The organism is Mycobacterium sp., assembly GCF_002863225.1.
Taxonomy (GTDB): domain Bacteria; phylum Actinomycetota; class Actinomycetes; order Mycobacteriales; family Mycobacteriaceae; genus Mycobacterium.
In genome coordinates this window covers 28,579-46,697 of the sequence record NZ_PKEK01000075.1, presented here as the reverse complement: position 1 = coordinate 46,697, position 18,119 = coordinate 28,579, and the positions used below count along the sequence as shown (strand labels likewise).

16 protein-coding genes are annotated in these 18,119 nt (G+C 65.0%); 9 read left to right on the top strand and 7 right to left on the bottom strand.

Annotated features, from left to right (window positions below; all coding sequences use genetic code 11):
• The first annotated feature begins 144 nt into the window (after positions 1–144).
• Positions 145–486: a hypothetical protein gene (locus tag CYU59_RS23170; protein ID WP_293003206.1), complete on the top strand. Its 342-nt coding sequence runs from the start codon at positions 145–147 to the stop codon at positions 484–486.
• Positions 487–502: 16 nt separating this feature from the next.
• Here the strand turns inward: CYU59_RS23170 and CYU59_RS23165 are convergent, their stop codons facing one another.
• The gene (locus tag CYU59_RS23165; RefSeq protein WP_293003204.1) at positions 503–868 is read right to left on the bottom strand and encodes an SdpI family protein; all 366 of its coding nucleotides are present in this window, start codon (positions 866–868) and stop codon (positions 503–505) included.
• Between the two features lie 68 nt (positions 869–936).
• Between CYU59_RS23165 and CYU59_RS23160 the strand changes: the two genes are divergently transcribed.
• From CYU59_RS23160 to ngg, 3 genes are all read left to right on the top strand, one after another.
• Positions 937–3,075 carry a hypothetical protein gene (locus CYU59_RS23160; RefSeq protein ID WP_293003202.1) on the top strand — a complete coding sequence of 713 codons (2,139 nt, stop codon included), beginning with the start codon at positions 937–939 and terminating at the stop codon, positions 3,073–3,075.
• A gap of 99 nt (positions 3,076–3,174) precedes the next feature.
• Entirely contained in the window at positions 3,175–4,980 is a 1,806-nt protein-coding gene (locus CYU59_RS23155) for an N-acetylglutaminylglutamine amidotransferase (protein WP_293003200.1), read from the top strand.
• The gene (gene ngg / locus CYU59_RS23150; protein WP_293003198.1) at positions 4,977–6,788 is read left to right on the top strand and encodes an N-acetylglutaminylglutamine synthetase; all 1,812 of its coding nucleotides are present in this window, start codon (positions 4,977–4,979) and stop codon (positions 6,786–6,788) included. The genes CYU59_RS23155 and ngg overlap by 4 nt, the downstream gene beginning before the upstream one ends.
• Positions 6,789–6,795: 7 nt before the next feature.
• On the opposite strand, the gene CYU59_RS23145 is transcribed toward ngg, so the two are convergent.
• Positions 6,796–7,971, bottom strand: coding sequence for a PrsW family intramembrane metalloprotease (locus tag CYU59_RS23145; RefSeq protein WP_293003196.1), 1,176 nt, complete (start codon positions 7,969–7,971; stop codon positions 6,796–6,798).
• Positions 7,968–8,627 (bottom strand): hypothetical protein, encoded by a 660-nt coding sequence (locus tag CYU59_RS23140; RefSeq protein ID WP_293003194.1) that lies wholly within the window; start codon positions 8,625–8,627, stop codon positions 7,968–7,970. The genes CYU59_RS23145 and CYU59_RS23140 overlap by 4 nt, the downstream gene beginning before the upstream one ends.
• Before the next feature lie 123 nt (positions 8,628–8,750).
• On the opposite strand from CYU59_RS23140, the gene CYU59_RS23135 reads away from it, so the two are divergent.
• The 5 genes from CYU59_RS23135 to CYU59_RS23115 are packed head-to-tail and all read left to right on the top strand — an operon-like array spanning position 8,751 to position 12,181.
• Positions 8,751–9,152, top strand: coding sequence for a DUF4267 domain-containing protein (locus CYU59_RS23135; protein WP_293003192.1), 402 nt, complete (start codon positions 8,751–8,753; stop codon positions 9,150–9,152).
• A gap of 51 nt (positions 9,153–9,203) precedes the next feature.
• Positions 9,204–10,190, top strand: a complete 987-nt coding sequence (locus CYU59_RS23130) for a zinc-binding alcohol dehydrogenase family protein (RefSeq protein ID WP_293003190.1) — start codon at positions 9,204–9,206, stop codon at positions 10,188–10,190.
• Positions 10,190–11,065 (top strand): dioxygenase, encoded by an 876-nt coding sequence (locus CYU59_RS23125; protein ID WP_293003188.1) that lies wholly within the window; start codon positions 10,190–10,192, stop codon positions 11,063–11,065. Before CYU59_RS23130 ends, CYU59_RS23125 begins: the two co-directional genes overlap by 1 nt.
• A 16-nt stretch (positions 11,066–11,081) precedes the next feature.
• A complete protein-coding gene (locus CYU59_RS23120) occupies positions 11,082–11,630 on the top strand; it encodes a carboxymuconolactone decarboxylase family protein (RefSeq protein WP_293003186.1) in 549 nt (182 codons plus the stop codon).
• On the top strand, positions 11,627–12,181 hold the full coding sequence (locus CYU59_RS23115; protein ID WP_293003184.1) for a carboxymuconolactone decarboxylase family protein: 555 nt from the start codon (positions 11,627–11,629) through the stop codon (positions 12,179–12,181). The genes CYU59_RS23120 and CYU59_RS23115 overlap by 4 nt, the downstream gene beginning before the upstream one ends.
• Before the next feature lie 3 nt (positions 12,182–12,184).
• Here CYU59_RS23115 and CYU59_RS23110 read toward each other — a convergent pair whose 3' ends face one another.
• The 4 genes from CYU59_RS23110 to CYU59_RS23095 form a co-directional block, all read right to left on the bottom strand.
• Positions 12,185–14,620, bottom strand: a complete 2,436-nt coding sequence (locus CYU59_RS23110) for a glycogen/starch/alpha-glucan phosphorylase (protein ID WP_293003214.1) — start codon at positions 14,618–14,620, stop codon at positions 12,185–12,187.
• 239 nt (positions 14,621–14,859) lie between these two features.
• Positions 14,860–16,764 (bottom strand): YhgE/Pip domain-containing protein, encoded by a 1,905-nt coding sequence (locus CYU59_RS23105; protein ID WP_293003182.1) that lies wholly within the window; start codon positions 16,762–16,764, stop codon positions 14,860–14,862.
• A 2-nt stretch (positions 16,765–16,766) separates the two neighbouring features.
• Positions 16,767–17,441 (bottom strand): hypothetical protein, encoded by a 675-nt coding sequence (locus CYU59_RS23100; protein ID WP_293003180.1) that lies wholly within the window; start codon positions 17,439–17,441, stop codon positions 16,767–16,769.
• A gap of 9 nt (positions 17,442–17,450) precedes the next feature.
• Positions 17,451–18,077, bottom strand: a complete 627-nt coding sequence (locus CYU59_RS23095) for a TetR/AcrR family transcriptional regulator (protein ID WP_293003177.1) — start codon at positions 18,075–18,077, stop codon at positions 17,451–17,453.
• Between the last annotated feature and the right edge of the window lie 42 nt (positions 18,078–18,119).

The following is an 18,119-nucleotide window of genomic DNA, read 5'->3' as shown; positions in this document are numbered from 1 at the left end:
CGAACCAGCACCAACCCGATACGAAAGAAACACGCCTCCCGCACCAGCGACGAGACGTAACCCAACCCAGAGTGTCAAGGATCAACCGAGGCCCAAACGTCAACAATCAACCGACTCTGAACATTAGTTGACCTCGGATTTCGTTTGGAAGAGTACGTCTACGACATCGACGAAGGCGGGCCGAAGGGCGCAGTCGCCTACTATCGTTCCGGGGACTGCAAGATTCAGATTTACAGGTCTTCCCGTGAAGGAAATATCAATTGTATGATCGCCCGAATATCTGCGCCGAACGAATTCGGTCCGCACGACCGATCTCTGACTTGGCGATTCCTCAATGAATTCTCACCGGCTCCGGACGTGTCACTCGAGGACCTAGCCAAAACCGTTAGTTACAAAGCCAAGTCCGAATCTGAGCAGCTGCGAGCGGTGAAAGATCGGATCGTCGAATGCTACGACGAGGCGCACGCCGCGATCCTGCAGAACTAAGCCTGCCCTCACGCCGCTAACCGCTGTCCGCCGCCTTCGCGGCCCGGCCCGCCACCACGGCGGTCACCAGGGCCACCGCGATGAAAACGATTGCGCCGCAAGGCCCGACGACATTGAGACCGCGGACGGTTCGCACCGACAAGACCCCCACCACCAACGCGATGCCCGTGGCGATGTGCAGCGGTGTCAGGCGTAGCGCTGCCCGGTGCCCGGCCACCCACGCCTGATCGCTGCGCATCGTCGACGGAGTGCGAATCCCGACGAACTGGTTACGTCGCAGCCGGCCCTTCGCGGCCGCCCAGTCGATGGCGATGAGCAGGGCGGTCAGGAACACGAAAGTTACGGCCATGAACACGGTCAGGGCGACGCTGTCAGTTCCCACCTCGCCAACCTAACGAGCAGGTCGCACGGCCTGTTGTATTACCGAGCGTTCTGGGTACAAGATCGGGCATGCAGCGGCCCGACACGATGATCGAGATTCACCGAGAACGCGTCCAGGATCAGACCGTCGAGATGTTCGCCGGCGACAAGTACACCGAGGCAGTGGATGGACCCGGCTACTCGGCCACCGCGACGCTTGATCTGACCCTCGACCGCGTCTGGTTTGTCCACGATGCACAGCAGCGGCTCTGGCAGGAGCAGGTCGACGACGAAACCCGCGATCCGCTAAGGCATTTCGCAATAGACCTGGCAATTTTCGATTCGAAGATCTCCATCGATTCGGTGTCGTGCATTCCGCTGGTCTCGTTGCCGCCCAGGACAATCACGGTCCCGGACGGCCCACGCGCCGACGAGTCGCGCGAGATCCCGTACAACGAAATCCCGTTGTTCGGGCGGCTGACTGTCCACGATCAGCTCGAGCCGCGCGAAACGGAACCGGGCAAGCAAACCATCGTGCTGAATTTCAACGGCCAGGATTCGCCTGCGCTGCTGGTCAACCCCTCAGGCGACGACTATGCGCCGCAGATCTTCGGCGCGCAGATCGATCGGCGCTCCGATGGCAGCTTCGTCATCACTGACCAAGATCCGCGTATCACCTGGGAACTGGATTACGCCGAGGCGTACTGGATCACCCACAGCATCGCGGGCGAGTTGATGGTGAGCCTCGAACGGGTGCAGCACCCCAGCATTTCCGACGACGACGCCAGGCTCCGAGTCCTCGACTCGTTGGCCGCCCAGATCACCGACGCCGTCCGGCCGAAACTTGCCGAAATGGGCGAGGACGGTGTCATGGACCTGATGCCGGCCGCGCTGGAGGTCGACGCCGAGTCGCGCGACGACAACACGGTGAAAGCCCTTGACGCCGTGGTCCAGCGCTTCGACATCGGCGGCGTCACCCATGAGTCCATGGTGATTCAGCTGCAGACCGTGCGCGAGCTGCCGTCAGGCGAAGAACTGCCCAACTCGATCCTGGCCGAAAACCCGCGTGAGAAAACAGGATTGGCTGTCACCGGCTGGAGCATCCTCCGCCAGGTCCGCGACACCGTGATGAACACGTTCGATCTCGACGAGAACGATTTCGACGCCGACGTCCCGTGCCTGCTTGCGGGGCCGAAGACCATTTCGATCGGTGGGCAGGAACGCTGCCTGGAGGCGCTCGACGCCGACATCGTGCCGCGCACTCAGGATGGCCGGCTGGTTGTCGACGGCACGGTGAGCGCCGAAACGAAGCTCTACGACTTCAATGCCACCTTCAAAGTCACCTACGAGATGGGTCTCGACGACATTCCGCGCGACCCGGAGGGCCAGGAGACCCGGCGCGCCGACCTGGAAACCATCGAGAGTCTCGAGCAAGCGCTGAGCGCAGCCCGTGACCGGAAGCGGGCCGGCCGGCTGACCGACGAAGAATACGAGGCGGAGGTCAAAAGGGTCCACGAGCGGCTCGACGACCTCCCCAAAACCGTCGGCGTCCGACCAACCCAGCACCCAGCCGAGGCAGAGGTCAACCCGGATTTCAGCCTGACCATCCCGGGCAAGGTGGCGGCGGCAGCCGGCACCGCGGCCACCGTCGGACTGCTCGCGCTGCCGGTGACCTGGGTGGCCGGGGCGGCCGGGGTCGGTGCCGCCGGCGCGGGCGGTCTGCTGAGCCTTGCCATCGTGCAGTACCTCACGACGGTGTTGACCATCGACTGGTTCGGCGTCGGGCTCGGCTCGCGGCAGGTGAAGCAGTCGCTCAACGACCGGCCGGAGGGAACCTCACTGCCGCCGATCGGAATACCGGTCGACGTGGACTTCAACCGTCAGCGCCTCGCGGTGTACTTCCGCCCGCTGCCGTCGAAGATGTGGGTTGGCAGCGTCGCCGTCGACGACGAGGACGCCGACCACCCCGAGGTCCGGCTGGTCGCCGGGCGCTGGCCGACCGATGGCCACCCGTGGAAGCTGTCCAACGACGACGCCATGCGCTATGCCGATTCCGGCGAACTACAGCTGTTCATGGAACCCGACAGCGTCAGCGGAGATGGCCCGTCCATCAAGGTCGCAACCGCCGACGATGGACGTCGTTACCTGCGGGTGGAGAACGAGGATGCCGACAGGTTGTCCCGTCTTCCCCGGCTGTGTGGCCAAGACAACGCGAGCGACGGAAAGTGAGCTCCCACATGGAACGTACGTGGAAGGCATTGCTCGCAAGCATCGCCGCCTCCGGTCAGCGTCGCGCGCCCGGGAAACGACCTCTGTAGGGTTATTCGCGTGTGTGGAGCCACCGGTGAGGTCCGACTCGACGGTCGAGCGCCTGATGTGACGGCGGTGGCCGCGATGACCGCTGTGATGACCCCGCGGGGTCCGGACGGCGCGGGCGTCTGGTCGCAGGGTCGTGTTGCGCTGGGTCATCGTCGTCTGAAAATCATTGACCTGACCGAAGCGGGTGCGCAGCCGATGGTCGACTCCGACCTCGGGCTGACGATCGCCTGGAACGGCTGCATTTACAACTACAAAGAGCTGCGCAGCGAACTCCAGGGCTACGGTTACCGCTTCTTCTCGACCAGCGACAGCGAGGTCCTGCTCAAGGCCTACCACCGCTGGGGTGACGACTTCGTCAGCCACTTCAAAGGCATGTTCGCCTTCGCCATCGTCGAACGTGACAGTGGCCGCGTTCTGCTCGGTCGCGACCGTCTCGGCATCAAGCCGCTGTACGTCACCGAGGACAGTCACCGAATCAGGTTCGCCTCGTCGCTGCCGGCGCTGCTGGCCGGGGGCGGCGTCGACACCCGCATCGACCGCGTTGCGCTGCACCACTACATGACCTTCCACTCCGTCGTACCGGCTCCGGCGACCATCCTGCGCGGCGTGCGCAAGATCCCGCCCGGATCCTTGCTGGCCATCGAACCGGACGGTCGCCGCGTGGCGACCACCTACTGGTCGCCGGACTTCACCCGGCACGAGGACCGCTCCGACTGGTCCGAGCGCGACTGGGAAGACGCCGTATTGGCGTCGCTGCGGACCGCGGTCGAGCGCCGGCTGGTCGCCGACGTGCCTGTTGGTTGCCTGCTATCCGGCGGTGTCGATTCCAGCTTGATCGTCGGCCTGCTCGCCGAGGCGGGGCAGCACGGGTTGGCGACGTTCTCGATCGGCTTCGAGTCGGCCGGCGATATCAAGGGCGACGAGTTCCAGTACTCCGACATCGTGGCCGAGCGCTTCGACACCGATCATCACCAGATCCGTATCGGCACCGAGCGAATGCTGCCCGCCCTCGACGGCGCCATCAGGGCGATGAGCGAGCCGATGGTCAGCCACGACTGCGTCGCTTTCTATCTGCTCAGCGAAGAAGTGGCCAAGCACGTGAAGGTCGTGCAGTCCGGACAGGGTGCCGACGAGGTATTTGCCGGCTACCACTGGTATCCGCCGATGGGCACGCCGGCCGCCGCCTCACTCGAGGGCTCCGTCGCCGAATACCGGGCCGCCTTCTTCGATCGCGACGAGGAGGGCCTCGCCGCCCTGCTCGCCGAGGGTTACCTGGCGCCGAATGACCCGAGCCAGCGTTTCGTCACCGAGCACTTCGCCAACGCCGGTGCCGAGACCGGCATCGACCGCGCGCTACGGCTCGACACGATGGTGATGTTGGTCGACGACCCGGTCAAGCGGGTCGACAACATGACCATGGCCTGGGGGCTGGAGGGCCGGGTGCCATTCCTCGACCACGAGCTCGTCGAGCTCGCGGCCACCTGCCCGCCCGAGCTGAAGGTCGCGCACGGCGGCAAGGGTGTGCTCAAAGAGGCTGCGCGCCGGGTCATTCCGTCGGAGGTCATCGACCGCCCCAAGGGTTACTTCCCGGTGCCCGCGTTGACTCACCTGCAAGGGCCCTATCTCGATATGGTCCGCGACGCTCTCTACGCTCCGGTCGCCAAGGAGCGGGGGCTGTTCGATACTGGAGCGGTGGATGCGCTGCTGGCTGACCCCAATGGTCGTCTGACGCCGCTGCGCGGAAACGAACTCTGGCAGATCGCGTTGCTCGAACTCTGGTTACAACGTCATGGTGTAACCGGGCCGGCGGCATGACCCCCACCGGTCCTGCAGAGGACCACACGGAGGCCATCACCCTCGGCCTCCATGACGCGACGCCGGCGCATCTGGTCGATGCGATGGCGAAGGACGTCGAACTCGAGTTGGGTTGGGGCCGATTGATTTTCGGTCAGACCTTTGCCGATCCGCGGATGTTGGCGGAGGCGCTTCGGCGCGAGGCACCCGGGCGGCGTGACATCTGTATCTATGCGCGCGAATCCCACGTCGTGGTGGCGGGAGCGCCCTCGGAGCTGTTCATCGACCCCAGCCACACGTATCGGCTGCGCTTCACCGACGAAGCGGATGACGCCGACACGGCGCCGACGCCGGTCGGTGTGACGGTTCGCGCGCTCAACGACCCGGGTGACGCGGACACCATGAATCGGGTGTTCGTCCGCTGCGGGATGGTCCCGGCGCCGGTCAAGGTGATCTGGGACAACCACGTTCACCAGCCCGCCATCACCTACCTGCTGGCGGTGCGCGACGATGACGGCGCCGTCGTGGGCACGGTGACCGGCGTCGACCACCAATTGCTGTTCTCTGATCCCGAACGCGGCTCGAGCCTGTGGACATTGGCCGTCGACCCGGGGGCCGGCATCCCGGGAATTGGTATCGCCCTGACCCGGAAGTTGGCCTCGCACTTCCGGCGCGCGGGCCGGGCCTACATGGATCTTTCAGTCACTCACGACAACGCGGCCGCGATCCGACTGTACGAAAAGCTGGGGTTCCGGCGCGTCCCGGTGCTGGCGATCAAGCGCAAGAACGCCATCAACGTGCCGCTGTTCACCCCGCCACCGGAAACCATCGACGACCTCAATCCCTATGCCCGGATCATCGCCGACGAGGCGATACGTCGCGGCATCTGGGTGGAGGTTCTGGACGCCGAGACCGGCGAGATCCGGCTCAGCCACGGCGGTCGGAGCGTGATCACCCGGGAATCGCTGTCGGAATTCACGTCCGCGGTCGCGATGTGCCGTTGCGACGACAAGAGATTGACCCGCCGCCTGGTCTCCGAGGCCGGGATCACCGTCCCGCGGGCCCGCCTGGCAACTTTCGACGAGGGTGACTTCGACTTCTTGAACGAAGTGGGCGAGGTTGTCGTCAAACCCACTCGCGGAGAACAGGGCAAGGGCATCACCGTGGGCATCACCGTCGAGCACGGCGTCGACGAATTGACCGCTGCGGTCGCACGAGCGCGGGCGGAATTCCCTGAGGTCTTGATCGAGCAGAAAGTGAACGGTGACGACCTTCGGCTCGTGGTGATCGACGGTCGGGTGGTGGCGGCCGCGTTGCGGCTGCCACCGGAGATCATCGGTACCGGTGAGCACACCGTCCGTGATTTGATCATCGGTGAGAGCCGACGTCGCTCCGCGGCCACCGGAGGTGAGTCGCGCATTCCACTCGACCCGGTGACCGAGGCGACGGTCGGCGAATACGGCTGGAAATTGGATGACGTTCTGCCGCAAGGGATGCGGCTTCGTGTTCGCCACACCGCAAACCTGCATCAGGGTGGCACCATCCACGACGTGACCCCGAACGTGAACCAGGAACTGTGTCGGGTTGCGATCACGGCTGCCGAGGCCATCGGCATCCCGGTTACCGGAATCGACCTGCTGGTCCCGGACGTCACCGGTCAGGAGTACGCGTTCATCGAAGCCAACGAGCGACCAGGTCTGGCCAATCACGAACCACAGCCCACCGCAGCGGCTTTCGTCGACTACCTGTTCCCCGGCCAGCCCGGGCAACCGTTCGCCTGGACGCCCGAAGAGTCGCCGCGTAACCCCGACGACTCGGTCGTCCGGTAAATCCGGCTCACCACGGCGACGGTATGCCCGCGCGGATGCGGGCTACTTCGGAGCGCGCGAAGCGCACCCGATCGGTGTCGGCCCCACGGGCGGCGGCCAACTCGTCGCCGAGTGCGTACGCGGCGTTGAGAATGTAACGGGCACGCCGTCGTTCTTGGCGGTTGCGGCTGCTTTTGCGATAGGCCTTGCGTGACTTGCGATTACCGGCCATCGCTTCGAGTTCAACCGGCGTGATGACGTCGCGGGCTTGCTCGGGGGCCATGACGGCGCGGACGAAGTCACGTTCTCTGGTCACGGTCAGCTTGTACACCCGCGTCACGATGATCAGCGCGACGATGATGGTGCCGATCAGCAATCCGACGAGCAGCAGTGCATTCTGTCCGGCGATTGCGGCCACCGAATCCCAGGTCCCGTGCAGCAGTATGGGTATCGCGATCAGGACCAGACCCCGGCCGATCTTGCGTGGCTCGGCCGGTCGCCCGATGAGGTAGACCACGCCGGCGCAGAAGATGGCGCTGTAGAGGATGTGCGCGGCCACCCCGGTCAGCATGCGCAGGATGATGGTGCCGATCGAGGCGCCAATTTGATTGGCGCCGAACTGAGTACCGGCCGACGTCATCGCGTAGGTGATGTCTTCGACGATCTGGAACCCCAGACCGATGAACGCACCGAGTATGAACCCGTCGAATGCGGTGCGCACATGTCGCTGCGCCAACGCGATCAGCAGCAACAGGCCGGCACCCTTGGCGAATTCCTCGGTGAACGGCGCAGCCAGCCCGGCACCCCAGTTCAGCGCCCAGACTTGGCCGAAGTGCTTGCCGTACAAGGCGAGTATCGCGTCGTTGGCATTGGCTGCCATTGCTCCGGTCGCGGCGAAGCCTCCCCAGAGGAACGCGACCACCATGAGGTTGTGCGGCAGTTTGGCGTAGTGGTCGATGCGGTCGGTGAACCACCAGAACAGCGCCGCATAGATGGCGAACGACGTGACGGCTAAGCCAATCGCTTCGCCGTAGGCGTTGTATTCGCGGGCGAGGGTGGAGAAGAAACCCAGAATCCCGATTCCGACGAGCGCCAGATATCCCCAGAAGGCGAAGTTGCGTGGTTGGTAGAAGACGAACTTGCGGCCCCAGCCGGAGAGGTCGAGTGCCACGTCGCGGGTCCGATCGAGGTCGGGGAGGGTCATCGCTGCTCCTGCTTGGCGGCCTTGATGCTGGCGATCATCCGCAACACCGCGGCGCTGGGTTCGGCACCGGCATCGGTGGGTCCGGTTGCGACGGCTTCGACTCCGCGATCGTCGAAGACGAAGGCGGCAATCAACCCGGCGGTGTGCGGGCCGGTCACCCGCACAGTCGCGCCCTGCTTGCCCGCCGCCGTCACGATGGTGGCGGGCGTGCCGCTGATGTGCACACCACGACCCTGATTCAGCGCCTCGGAGGTCGCCTGGATCTGGTCCAGCAATTGATCGGCGTCGCCCTTGAACGGACCGGTGCGCACGGTGAACTTGAGCGCGCCGTTCTCGACAGTTGCCGAGGCGGGGTATTGACCGGAGATCGGCGCGTGGCCGGCGCGCACACCGGAGGTGATGCCCCAACCGGTTTCCGGCGCGAACGTCACGTCACCGTCGATCTGCATCACATCTCCGGGACGAACGAGGTCGTGGTAGGGAACGGTCGCGTTGATCACCGGCAGGACCACCGACATCACGAAGACCAGCGCGAACACCGCAAGCGTCGGGCGCAGGCTGCGCCGATCCAGGCCGAACCGTCTTTCGTCGGCGGGAACCCAGCCTTCGTCGGGCTCGAATCTCGGCCCGGAGGCCGGCGGTGATACTTCGATCATGGTCTCGTTTCCTGGTCGGCTTGATGAATTCTGACATCCCGCCGCGAGCACCAGCGCCGATGGCAGATATCGCGCGACAAAGTCCGACAACCCGACGCCCACCAGCATCTAGGCTCTGAACCCATGACGATCGACCGTGCCGCACTGGCCGTGGGCGGTATCCGGCTCGCCTCGGGCATCTCTTTTCTCGTCGACCCGTTGCGGGCGAACAAGCTATGGGGTGATCCAGACACACCGACGCCCACCGCCCAACTGTTGTTGCGCTCGATGGGCTACCGCGATGCCTTGATCGGCGGCTTGCTGGCTGTGGCGGCACTGCGCGGTCGAAACACCCGGGGCTGGTTTCTGGCCTCCGCCGGTGCCGACGCTGCCGACCTGTTGGGCGGAATGAGCGTCCACCACGAGATGAAGCGGTCGCAGCAAGTGGTGGGACTGGGCGGTGCGGCCGTCGGAATCGCCACCGGGCTGTGGGGCGCGGTCCGTCCCACCGCCGCCGCGAAAGACATTGTGCAACAATCGACGTGACGCGTCGAGGTTTGGCAAGGGGGTTGGACTCTCGGCCCTTTGTTGGACGCGATGCCTGCGGTGGTGTTGGCTGAAGCCATGCTGGCCCTGCGATTCACCGAGTTCGGTAACCCTGACGTCCTGCGGGTGGCGAACCTTGCGGACCCGCTTGCCACCGCACAGGAGGCGGTCGTCCGCGTCGACGCGGCATCGGTCAACCCCTCTGACGTGAAAAACGTAGCCGGCGCGATGGATTGGACGATACTGCCGCGTACGCCCGGACGTGATTTCGCCGGTGTCGTGGTCAGCGGTCCACCCGCTTGGGAAGGCGTAGCGGTCTGGGGCACCGGGGGTGACGTCGGGTTCACCCGCGACGGGTCCCATGCGGAATTGATGTCGGTTCCCGTGCAGGCTCTGGTTGCCAAGCCCGAACGGCTCAGCTTCGACGAGGCCTCAACCGTCGGGGTGAACTTCGTCGTGGCCTGGTACGGGCTGGTCGAGGTCGCGGAGCTGACCGCGGGAGAAACTGTCGCCGTCTTCGGCGTGACCGGGGGTGTGGGCGGAGCGGTCGCGCAAATCGCACATGCATTGGGCGCCAGAGTGATCGGAGTCGGTCGACGCCCGCCCGGAGCTGACACCCCCGCCGCGACGGTGATCGACGACTTCGTCACCTACGACACGGCCGGGGGCGTGGTTGCCGACGTGGTCTACGACGCGGTAGGCGGTGTAACCACCGCCGCGGCGCTCGCTGCACTGGCGCACCGTGGGCGTCTGGTGGTGATCAGTGCGGTGTCCTCGCCCGTCGTGGGGATCAACCTGCGCGACCTGTACCACAACGAAACTCGCATCCTCGGCGCGGACAGCGGCAAACTCAGCGTCGTGGATTCGGCCAGGCGCCTCCAGCAGATGGCGCCCTACTTCGAATCAGGCGTATTTCGCCCGCTGCCAATTGCGGGCACCTACTCGCTCGACGACGCGGTCGCGGCATACCGGGCCGCCGCCGACCAGACCGCCGGACGCATCGTGATCCGGCCCGCCGATCACAAAGAGGCACGTTGATGGCATCCGACCTGACCGAACAGACCATCACCGACGCTGTGCAGCGAACCTTCGACACTGCCGCCGACCCACGCTTCCGGGAGGTGCTCGTCGGCCTGGTGCGACACTTGCACGACTTCGCCCGCGAAGTGCGACTGACCGGTGACGAGTGGTTCACCGCAATGGATTTCGTCGAACGGCTGGGGAAGGTTTCCAGCTCGACGCGTCAAGAGGTGATGCTGCTGTCCGACATCCTCGGGTTGAGCATGTTGCTGGACCTCATCAATCAACACAGCGGTTCATCGGTCACTTCGTCGGCCCTGCTCGGCCCGTTCTACGTCGAAGGCCGACCGAGCGCGGAGAACGGTGACGACATCTCCAACGGTCTCTCCGGCACACCGATGTTCGTCACGGGCCGGGTGGTCGACGATCAGGGTGAGGCTGTGGCCGGCGCGCACGTCGACACCTGGCACAGTGACGGCGAGGGATACTACGACGTCCAGCAAACCGAGAGGCTGCCCGACGAATTCGCCATGCGCGCGCTGCTGACCACCGATGATGACGGCCGGTTCTGGTACCGGTCCATCACCCCGCGCTATTACCCGGTGCCCACTGATGGGCCGTGTGGCGAAATCATGCGCGCCGCAAACCGTTCCATCATGCGGCCGCAGCACGTCCACTTCTGGCTTCACGCGCAGGGGTACCAGCCGCTGATCACCCAGCTTTTCTACCGAGACGACCCCTACATCAACCGCGACGCGGTCTTCGCGGATGTGCAGTCGCTGCAGACGGACTTCGTGCGAAACGAGCCCGGAATCGCTCCCGACGGAACAGCCGTCGACGAGCCCTTCGTGACCTTGGACTGGACCTTTGTCCTGGCCACTGCCACCGAATAGCCATGGGAGAACGTTGATGTCACGTATACCGCTGGTGGCGGTCGACGCACAGACCGAGACCGTGCGCGACTTCATGACGCGCCGGGGCGCTCTCAACGCGTTCCGCGTGCTCGCCAACGCGTCGGACGTCTTCGCCGGCTGGACGCAGATGGTCGACGAGTTGTTCGACAGCCCGACGTTCAGCCCGCGCACCCGGGAACTGGTGATCTTGCGGGTCGCGCGATTGCAGAACTCCCGCTACGAACTCAGTCAGCATATCGAGATCGCGCGCACCGCCGGCATCGCCGAACAGCAGATCGGTGCGATCGTCGAGACCGATGATTTCGAAGCAGCCGGCTTCACCCGCGACGAACGTGTACTGCTCGATGTGGTCAGCGAACTCTGCGGCACGCGCCGACTGAGCGATGCGTCGTTCGCCGATGCCCGCACCCTTCTCGGCGACGAGGGCATCACCGAGCTCTTGATGCTCGTCGCCTGTTACTACGGGCTCGCGTTGGTGCTCAACGCCGCCGACGTCGAAGTCGACACCGACGCGACATTCCGGCCCGGGGGAGACCACCGATGACCCGGATCGGTTACCGCGAACCCGAGGACATGACGCCACGGGCCCGCGAATTGACCCGAGCGCGCGGCAATCTCAATGTCTACCGCACCCTCGCCAACGCCAGGCAGGTCTTCACCGGCTGGATGGTTGCGGGCGACGCGGCCCTCACCAGCCCGGTGCTGCCGACGAGGTTGCGCGAACTCGTGGTGTTGCGCACCGCTTTTCTGATGGACAGTGCTTACGAAGTCGGCCAGCACCGTGACGTCGCCCGCACCGCGGGCGTGAGCAGCGACGAAATCGACGCGATCCTGTCCGAGACCGGTTGGCAGAAGCACTATTTCGATGCAGACGAACGTGCCGTGTTGACGCTGACCACGGAGTTGCTCACCACCCAGACCGTCTCGGCGCAGACATTCGACCACGTGCACACTGCCCTCGGCGACCGGGCATGCGTCGAGGTGTTGATGGTGATCGGGCGTTACGCCGGCTTGGCGTTGATGCTCAATGCCCTCGACGTCGACCTGGACGACAGTGCCCGGCTGCCGATCCCGCCCAGACGCGAAACCCGCTGACCGTCACAAGGTAACGGTCAGCGGCCACACCTTCCAGATGTCGTCGCAGTACTCGGCGATGGCACGGTCAGACGAGAACTTGCCACTGCGTGCGGTGTTCAGGATCGACATCCTCGTCCAGCGATCCTTGTCCTGCCACGCGGCGCTGACCTGCTCCTGGCCGGCCACGTAGGAGGCGAAGTCAGCGCACACCAGGAAGGGGTCGTCGTAGCGTAAATTGTCGACCAGCGGCTTGAACACCTCGGTGTCTCCGTGTGAGAACTGGCCTCCGGCAATGAGATCCAGCACGCCGCGAAGCTCGTCGTCTCCTTCGATGTAGTCGGCCGGGCGGTATCCGTTCGACTTGACGCTCTCGACCTCGGATTCGGTGAGGCCGAACAGGAAGAAGTTCTCGGCGCCGACCTCGTCGCGCATCTCGACGTTGGCGCCGTCGAGCGTGCCGATGGTGAGTGCGCCGTTGATCATGAACTTCATGTTCCCGGTTCCGGAGGCTTCCTTACCGGCGGTGGAGATCTGCTCGGACAGGTCCGCGGCCGGGTAGATCAGCTGGGCGTTCTTGACGCTGAAGTTCGGCACGAAGGCGACCTTGAGAACGTTGCTGATCTCGGGGTCGGCGTTGATCGTCTCGCCGACCGCGTTGATCAACTTGATGATCCGTTTGGCCATGAAGTAACCGGGAGCGGCCTTGCCGCCGAAAATGAAGGCCCGCGGCGGAATCGACAGTTCCGGGTTCTGCTTGAGCCGGTGGTAGAGCGCAACGATGTGCAGCACGCTGAGATGCTGGCGCTTGTACTCGTGGATGCGCTTGACCTGGATGTCGAACAGCCAGTCCGGGTTCAAGTCGACGCCCGTCGCAGTCCGCAGGTATTTGGCCAGCCGTGCCTTGTTGCTGCGCTTGATGTCTCGCCACTGCGCGCGGAACGAGGTGTCGTCTACGAAGGTCTCCAGGCCGCGAAGGCGGTCCAGGTCTTTCAGCCAGCCTTCACCGACGGTCCGGTCGAGGAGTTCGCGCAACCCCGGGTTGGCCAGCGCAAGGAAGCGTCGCGGCGTCACCCCGTTGGTCTTGTTGCTGAACCGCTCCGGCCACAACTCGTAGAAGTCCTTGAGCACACTGTCTTTCAGTAGCTCGGAGTGCAGGGCCGCGACACCGTTGATGGCGTGGCTGCCGACGGTCGCCAGGTGTGCCATCCGGACGTTCTTGCCGCCGTCCTCGCCGATCAGTGACATCCGCCGAACCCGGGCGTCGTCGCCGGGGAACTTGGCGCGTACCTCGTCGAGGAACCGGCTGTTGATCTCGTAGATGATCTCCAGGTGGCGCGGCAGCGACTCGGCGAATAGTGTCAGCGGCCACTTCTCCAGTGCCTCGGGCAACAGGGTGTGGTTGGTGTAGCCGAATGTCGCGACGGTGATCTGCCACGCTTCGTCCCAGTCGAGACGACGTTCGTCGACCAGCAGCCGCATCAACTCCGCGACCCCGATCGACGGGTGAGTGTCGTTGAGCTGCAACGCGAATCGCTGAGGGAGCTCCCGGACGCCGGCGTCGGCGAGGTCGTCCATGATGTGCAGCACATGCTGCAGCGAGCAGGACACGAAGAAGTACTGCTGAAGCAGGCGCAGTCGCTTGCCCGCGTCGGGCTCGTCGTTGGGGTAGAGCACCTTGGTCACCGTCTCCGAGGTGACCTCGTCCTCGACCGCCTTGTAATAGTCGCCGGTGTTGAAGGCATCCAGCGCAAAGGATTCGACGGCCCGCGCGCTCCACAACGTCAGCACGTTGCAGGTGTTGACGCCGTAGCCCTGGATGGGAGTGTCGTATGCGACACCCTTCAGCAGGCGTCCGGGCACCCAGCGCAGGCGGTCGTGGCCGGAGTCGTCGGTGTAGTGCTCGACATGGCCACCCCACTTCACCAAATAGTTGACATCGGGTTTGGCGATCTCCCAGGGGTTGCCGTTGACCAACCAGTTGTCGGTCTTCTCGATTTGCCAGCCGTCGCGGATCTCCTGGTTGAAGATCCCGAACTCGTAGCGGATGCCATAGCCGATCGCCGGACGCTCCAAGGTGGCCAGCGAGTCCAGGTAGCACGCGGCGAGTCGGCCGAGGCCGCCGTTGCCCAGGCCGGGCTCGACCTCGCACGCCAGCACCTCGTCGAGGTCCTGGCCCATCGCCGCCAGCGCGGTCTTGGCAGCCTGCTCCAAGCGCAGGTTCAGCAGATTGTTGCCGAGTTGCGGGCCCATCAAGAACTCGGCGGACAGATAACAGGTGACCTTGCGGCCGAGGTCGAGTGACGTCTGCGTCGAGGCGACCCGGCGGTCCTGCATGCGGTCCCGGACGGCCAGTGCGAGTGCCCGGTAGTAGTGCTCGGGCCGCAGCGCGGCGGCCGGACGGCCGATCGAATAGCGGATGTGGTCGGTGATGGCCCGCTGCAGCGCGTGGGCGCCCATGCCGGTGCGGGAGTGCTCGGAGAGGTCGGCCCGCACACCACCGGTGGTGGTCTTTCCGTCGGCGGGTGACTGCTCGACTTCGGTCATTGACGTGTCCTGTTCCCTCGGTCGGCGCATCACGCGCCGGCGCAGGTCGTCATTGTCGCAGTGACGTCTGGACACCGGGCACGCAATTGACGTCCGGCGCGTTAACGAAACCTCACAGGCTCGCGACGTGGAGCTGTCGACCCGGCGGGGGATCACATTTTGATGGCCGGTATCAACCGTTCGAGACTCCAGAGCTGATCGCGACGGGCGGACAGGGACGAGACCACGATCCCCGCGACCCAGATGCCGACCAACACGACGATCGCCTGCCACAGTCGGGTGTCGATGCCGCCGAGGATCAGCTGCCGAAGCCCGTTGACGCCGTACGTCATCGGGTCGAAGCCGTGCAGCACCTGGAACGGCTTGGAGGTGGTCTCCACCGGATACATGCCGCCGGCGCTGACCAGCTGCAGCATCAGCAGCGCCATGATCAGCACCCGGCCCACCGCCGGTCCGACCAGCGCGTTGATCGCCTGGGTCGCGGCGACGAACGCGAACGAGATCAGGATCATGAAGCCGAGCATCGACGCCGGGTGCACCACGTGCATGCCCAGGCCGAACCGCACCACGCAGTACAGGATGATCGCCTGGAACATCGCGATCACCGCGGCGGGCAGATAACTTGACAGCGCCACCCGGATGGGCAGGATCTCCGCGGCGATGGCCCGACTCTGCAAGGGCCGCAACACCATCCAGAGCACGAGTGCGCCGAAGAACAGTGCCAGCGTCAGGAAGAACGGCGCCATGCCGGTGCCGAAGTTGCGGGCGGCATTCTCGTGCGAGGTCTCCAGCTGAACCGGGCCGCCGATGGTGTCGGCCACCGCGTCCTTCTGCTCGGTGCTCCAGTTGGGCACCTGTTTGGCGCCGTCGCCGAGCTTGGTGGCCAACTCCGCCGAACCGGACTTGAGCTGCTGTGCGCCATCGTCGAGTTTGGCTATGCCGCTGGCTAATTGCGCGTTACCGTCGGCCACTTGTTGAGCTCCACTGCGCAGCTGGGTGAGCTTGTTGGTCAGCTCCTGTCCCTTGCCCCCCACCTGGTCGAGGGCTGAACCGAGCGGGCTGCCCGGTGCGCGAAGCCCTGACGTCATGTTGATCGCGGCGTTGCGGGCATCGGTGAGGCGCTGTCGGATCTCGGGGGTGAACTGATGCTGACGGAGTTGATCCTGGATGCCGCGCAGGTTGTTCGCCAGTGGGTCCTGCCGCGCGGCGAGCTGGTCGATCACTGCTGACAACGAGTTGGCGGCGGCATCTTGCGCCGTGGCGATTCCGCCGATCTGGTCGCCTGCCTGCTGAAGAGCCGTCGCTCCCGCCTGTAGTTGGTCGGTGTTGGCTCCGATCGACGACACCGCCTTGCTCACCGCCAGCAGCGGCTCGGTTGCCGAGTTGATTCCGTCGGAGAGTTGCCGCGCACCGGTGGCCAGTGTCGCCGAGCCGGTGCGGGCGGTGTCCAGACCGGCCGTCAGCTGATTGGTGCCGTCGGCGAGTCGTGCCGCGCCGTCGGCGGCCTGCTTGATGCCGGACCCCGACGAAACCACCACCGAGAGCATCTGATTGACGGCTTGCCCGGAGATACGGGACGACACGGCATTGAGCACCTGGCTGATCGCGGTGCGGCCGATGCTGGTCGATATGTAGTTGTTGGCGTCGTTGTACACGGCGATAAGGTTGGCTTTTTTCGGTTGCCCGGTCACCGGGGAGGCGATGGCCGCGCTGAAATCCGGTGGCAGCTCGACCATGAAGTAGTACTTGCCGTGTTCGACGCCGTTGTGCGCCTCTTCGGCGCCGACCACATGCCAGTCCAGGCTGTGGTCGGCGGTCAGGCTCTTGGATATCTCGCTGCCCGCGTTGAACTGCTGACCCGACACGACGGCGCCCCGATCGGAGTTGACCAGAGCGACAGGCAGTTTGTCCACGTGGCCGAACGGGTCCCAGAACGCCCACAGGTACAGCGCCCCGTAGACCAGCGGCAGCAGCATCAGCACAACGATCGCCACCCGCGTCATCCGCTTGCGGCCGAAACGCTTGATCTCCGAACCGAATGCGAGTCCAGCCAGCATCGTCAATCCCTTTCGGTCAGGATGCGTTGATCGTGTAGCTCGTGCTCAGGCGCTTGCTCGCCCAGGGGATTGGTCACGCCGACGACTACCGTGCGTTGCGCCGCCAGCGCACCCAGGCGCTGCACGGCGACGGCGCGACGCGCATTCTCGCGAACCTGCTCGAGGTCGCCCACCACCAAGATGGGCCGGTTCGACATCACCGCCAGTGCGATGCGCAGCAAAAACAGCTCCAGGTCCGACAATTCGACGATGTAGGCCCCGGTTGGTGGCAGCGGAGTGTCATTGAAGACCTCGGTCAGGGTGGACATGCCGGCTTCCAGGGGAATCTGCGCGTACCAGGGTGCGAGCCAACGACGTTGTTCGGCCAGCACCGTCTGCACGGTCACCGATTCCTCCAGTTCGTCGATGTCGGGGAACGCGGCGATCGCGCAGTGCCGGCGAATCGCGCGCGGCTTGGTGTCGCCGAGCACCGTCACGGTGCCGTGGGAGGGCTTGAAGCGACCGGCCAACGTCAGTAGCAGCGCCGTCTGACCCGGCCCGCCCGGCATCTGAATGGCATGAAAGCCCTCGGGGAGCGCCAAGTCGATGCCGGAGAACAGCGGCTCGTGCTCGCCGTCGACGCCGAGTCCGGTCGCGGTGATCACCGGCGGGGCGCCCGTTTCGTCCTGGGTGTCCACGTAGCTCTCCTAATCGCCTTGACCCGCAACGGATCCCAGCAAGGCGGTGATCAGTTGGGCGAGAAGTCCGGGGTCGATCGTGCCGGGTCGCAGAACTTCCTCCATCGCGATTCCCAGGTTCATCGTGACGACGAGTTGGGCGAGTTCGGCCAAGGGCCGATCGGATGCCACCGCGGCAGCCGAATCGGCAAAATTTTCCGCCTGCTCGGCTGCGGCGGCCCGGCGACGCGCGATCAGTCGCTCGCGCAGCTCTGGATCCCGCACCGCGCGCAACCAGTACTCGACGAACAACACGTAGTAATCGGCGTGGGCGTGCACCGAGTCGAGCACGGACCGGCTCAACGTGTCCGCGGCCGCGGCAATGTCGCCACCGCTTTCCAGCGCGGTCGCGATCTGTTCGCCGCGAAGCTCGAACTCACGGTCGAGGAGTGCCAGGAACAGTTCGTCCTTGGAACCGAAGTTCGAATAAACCGCACCCTTGGTGAATCCCGCCGCCTGGCCGATCGCGTCGATGGTGGCGCCGGCGAACCCCTCAGCGGCGAAAACTTTCGACGCTGCTTCCAGGATCCGGTCCTTCACCTCACTCCGGGTCGGGCGGGTTCGCGGCGGCTTGACAGGCGACATGCGCGAAAGCATACTCCTGAGTATCGATTGGATACCAACAAGTATCGAAAGATG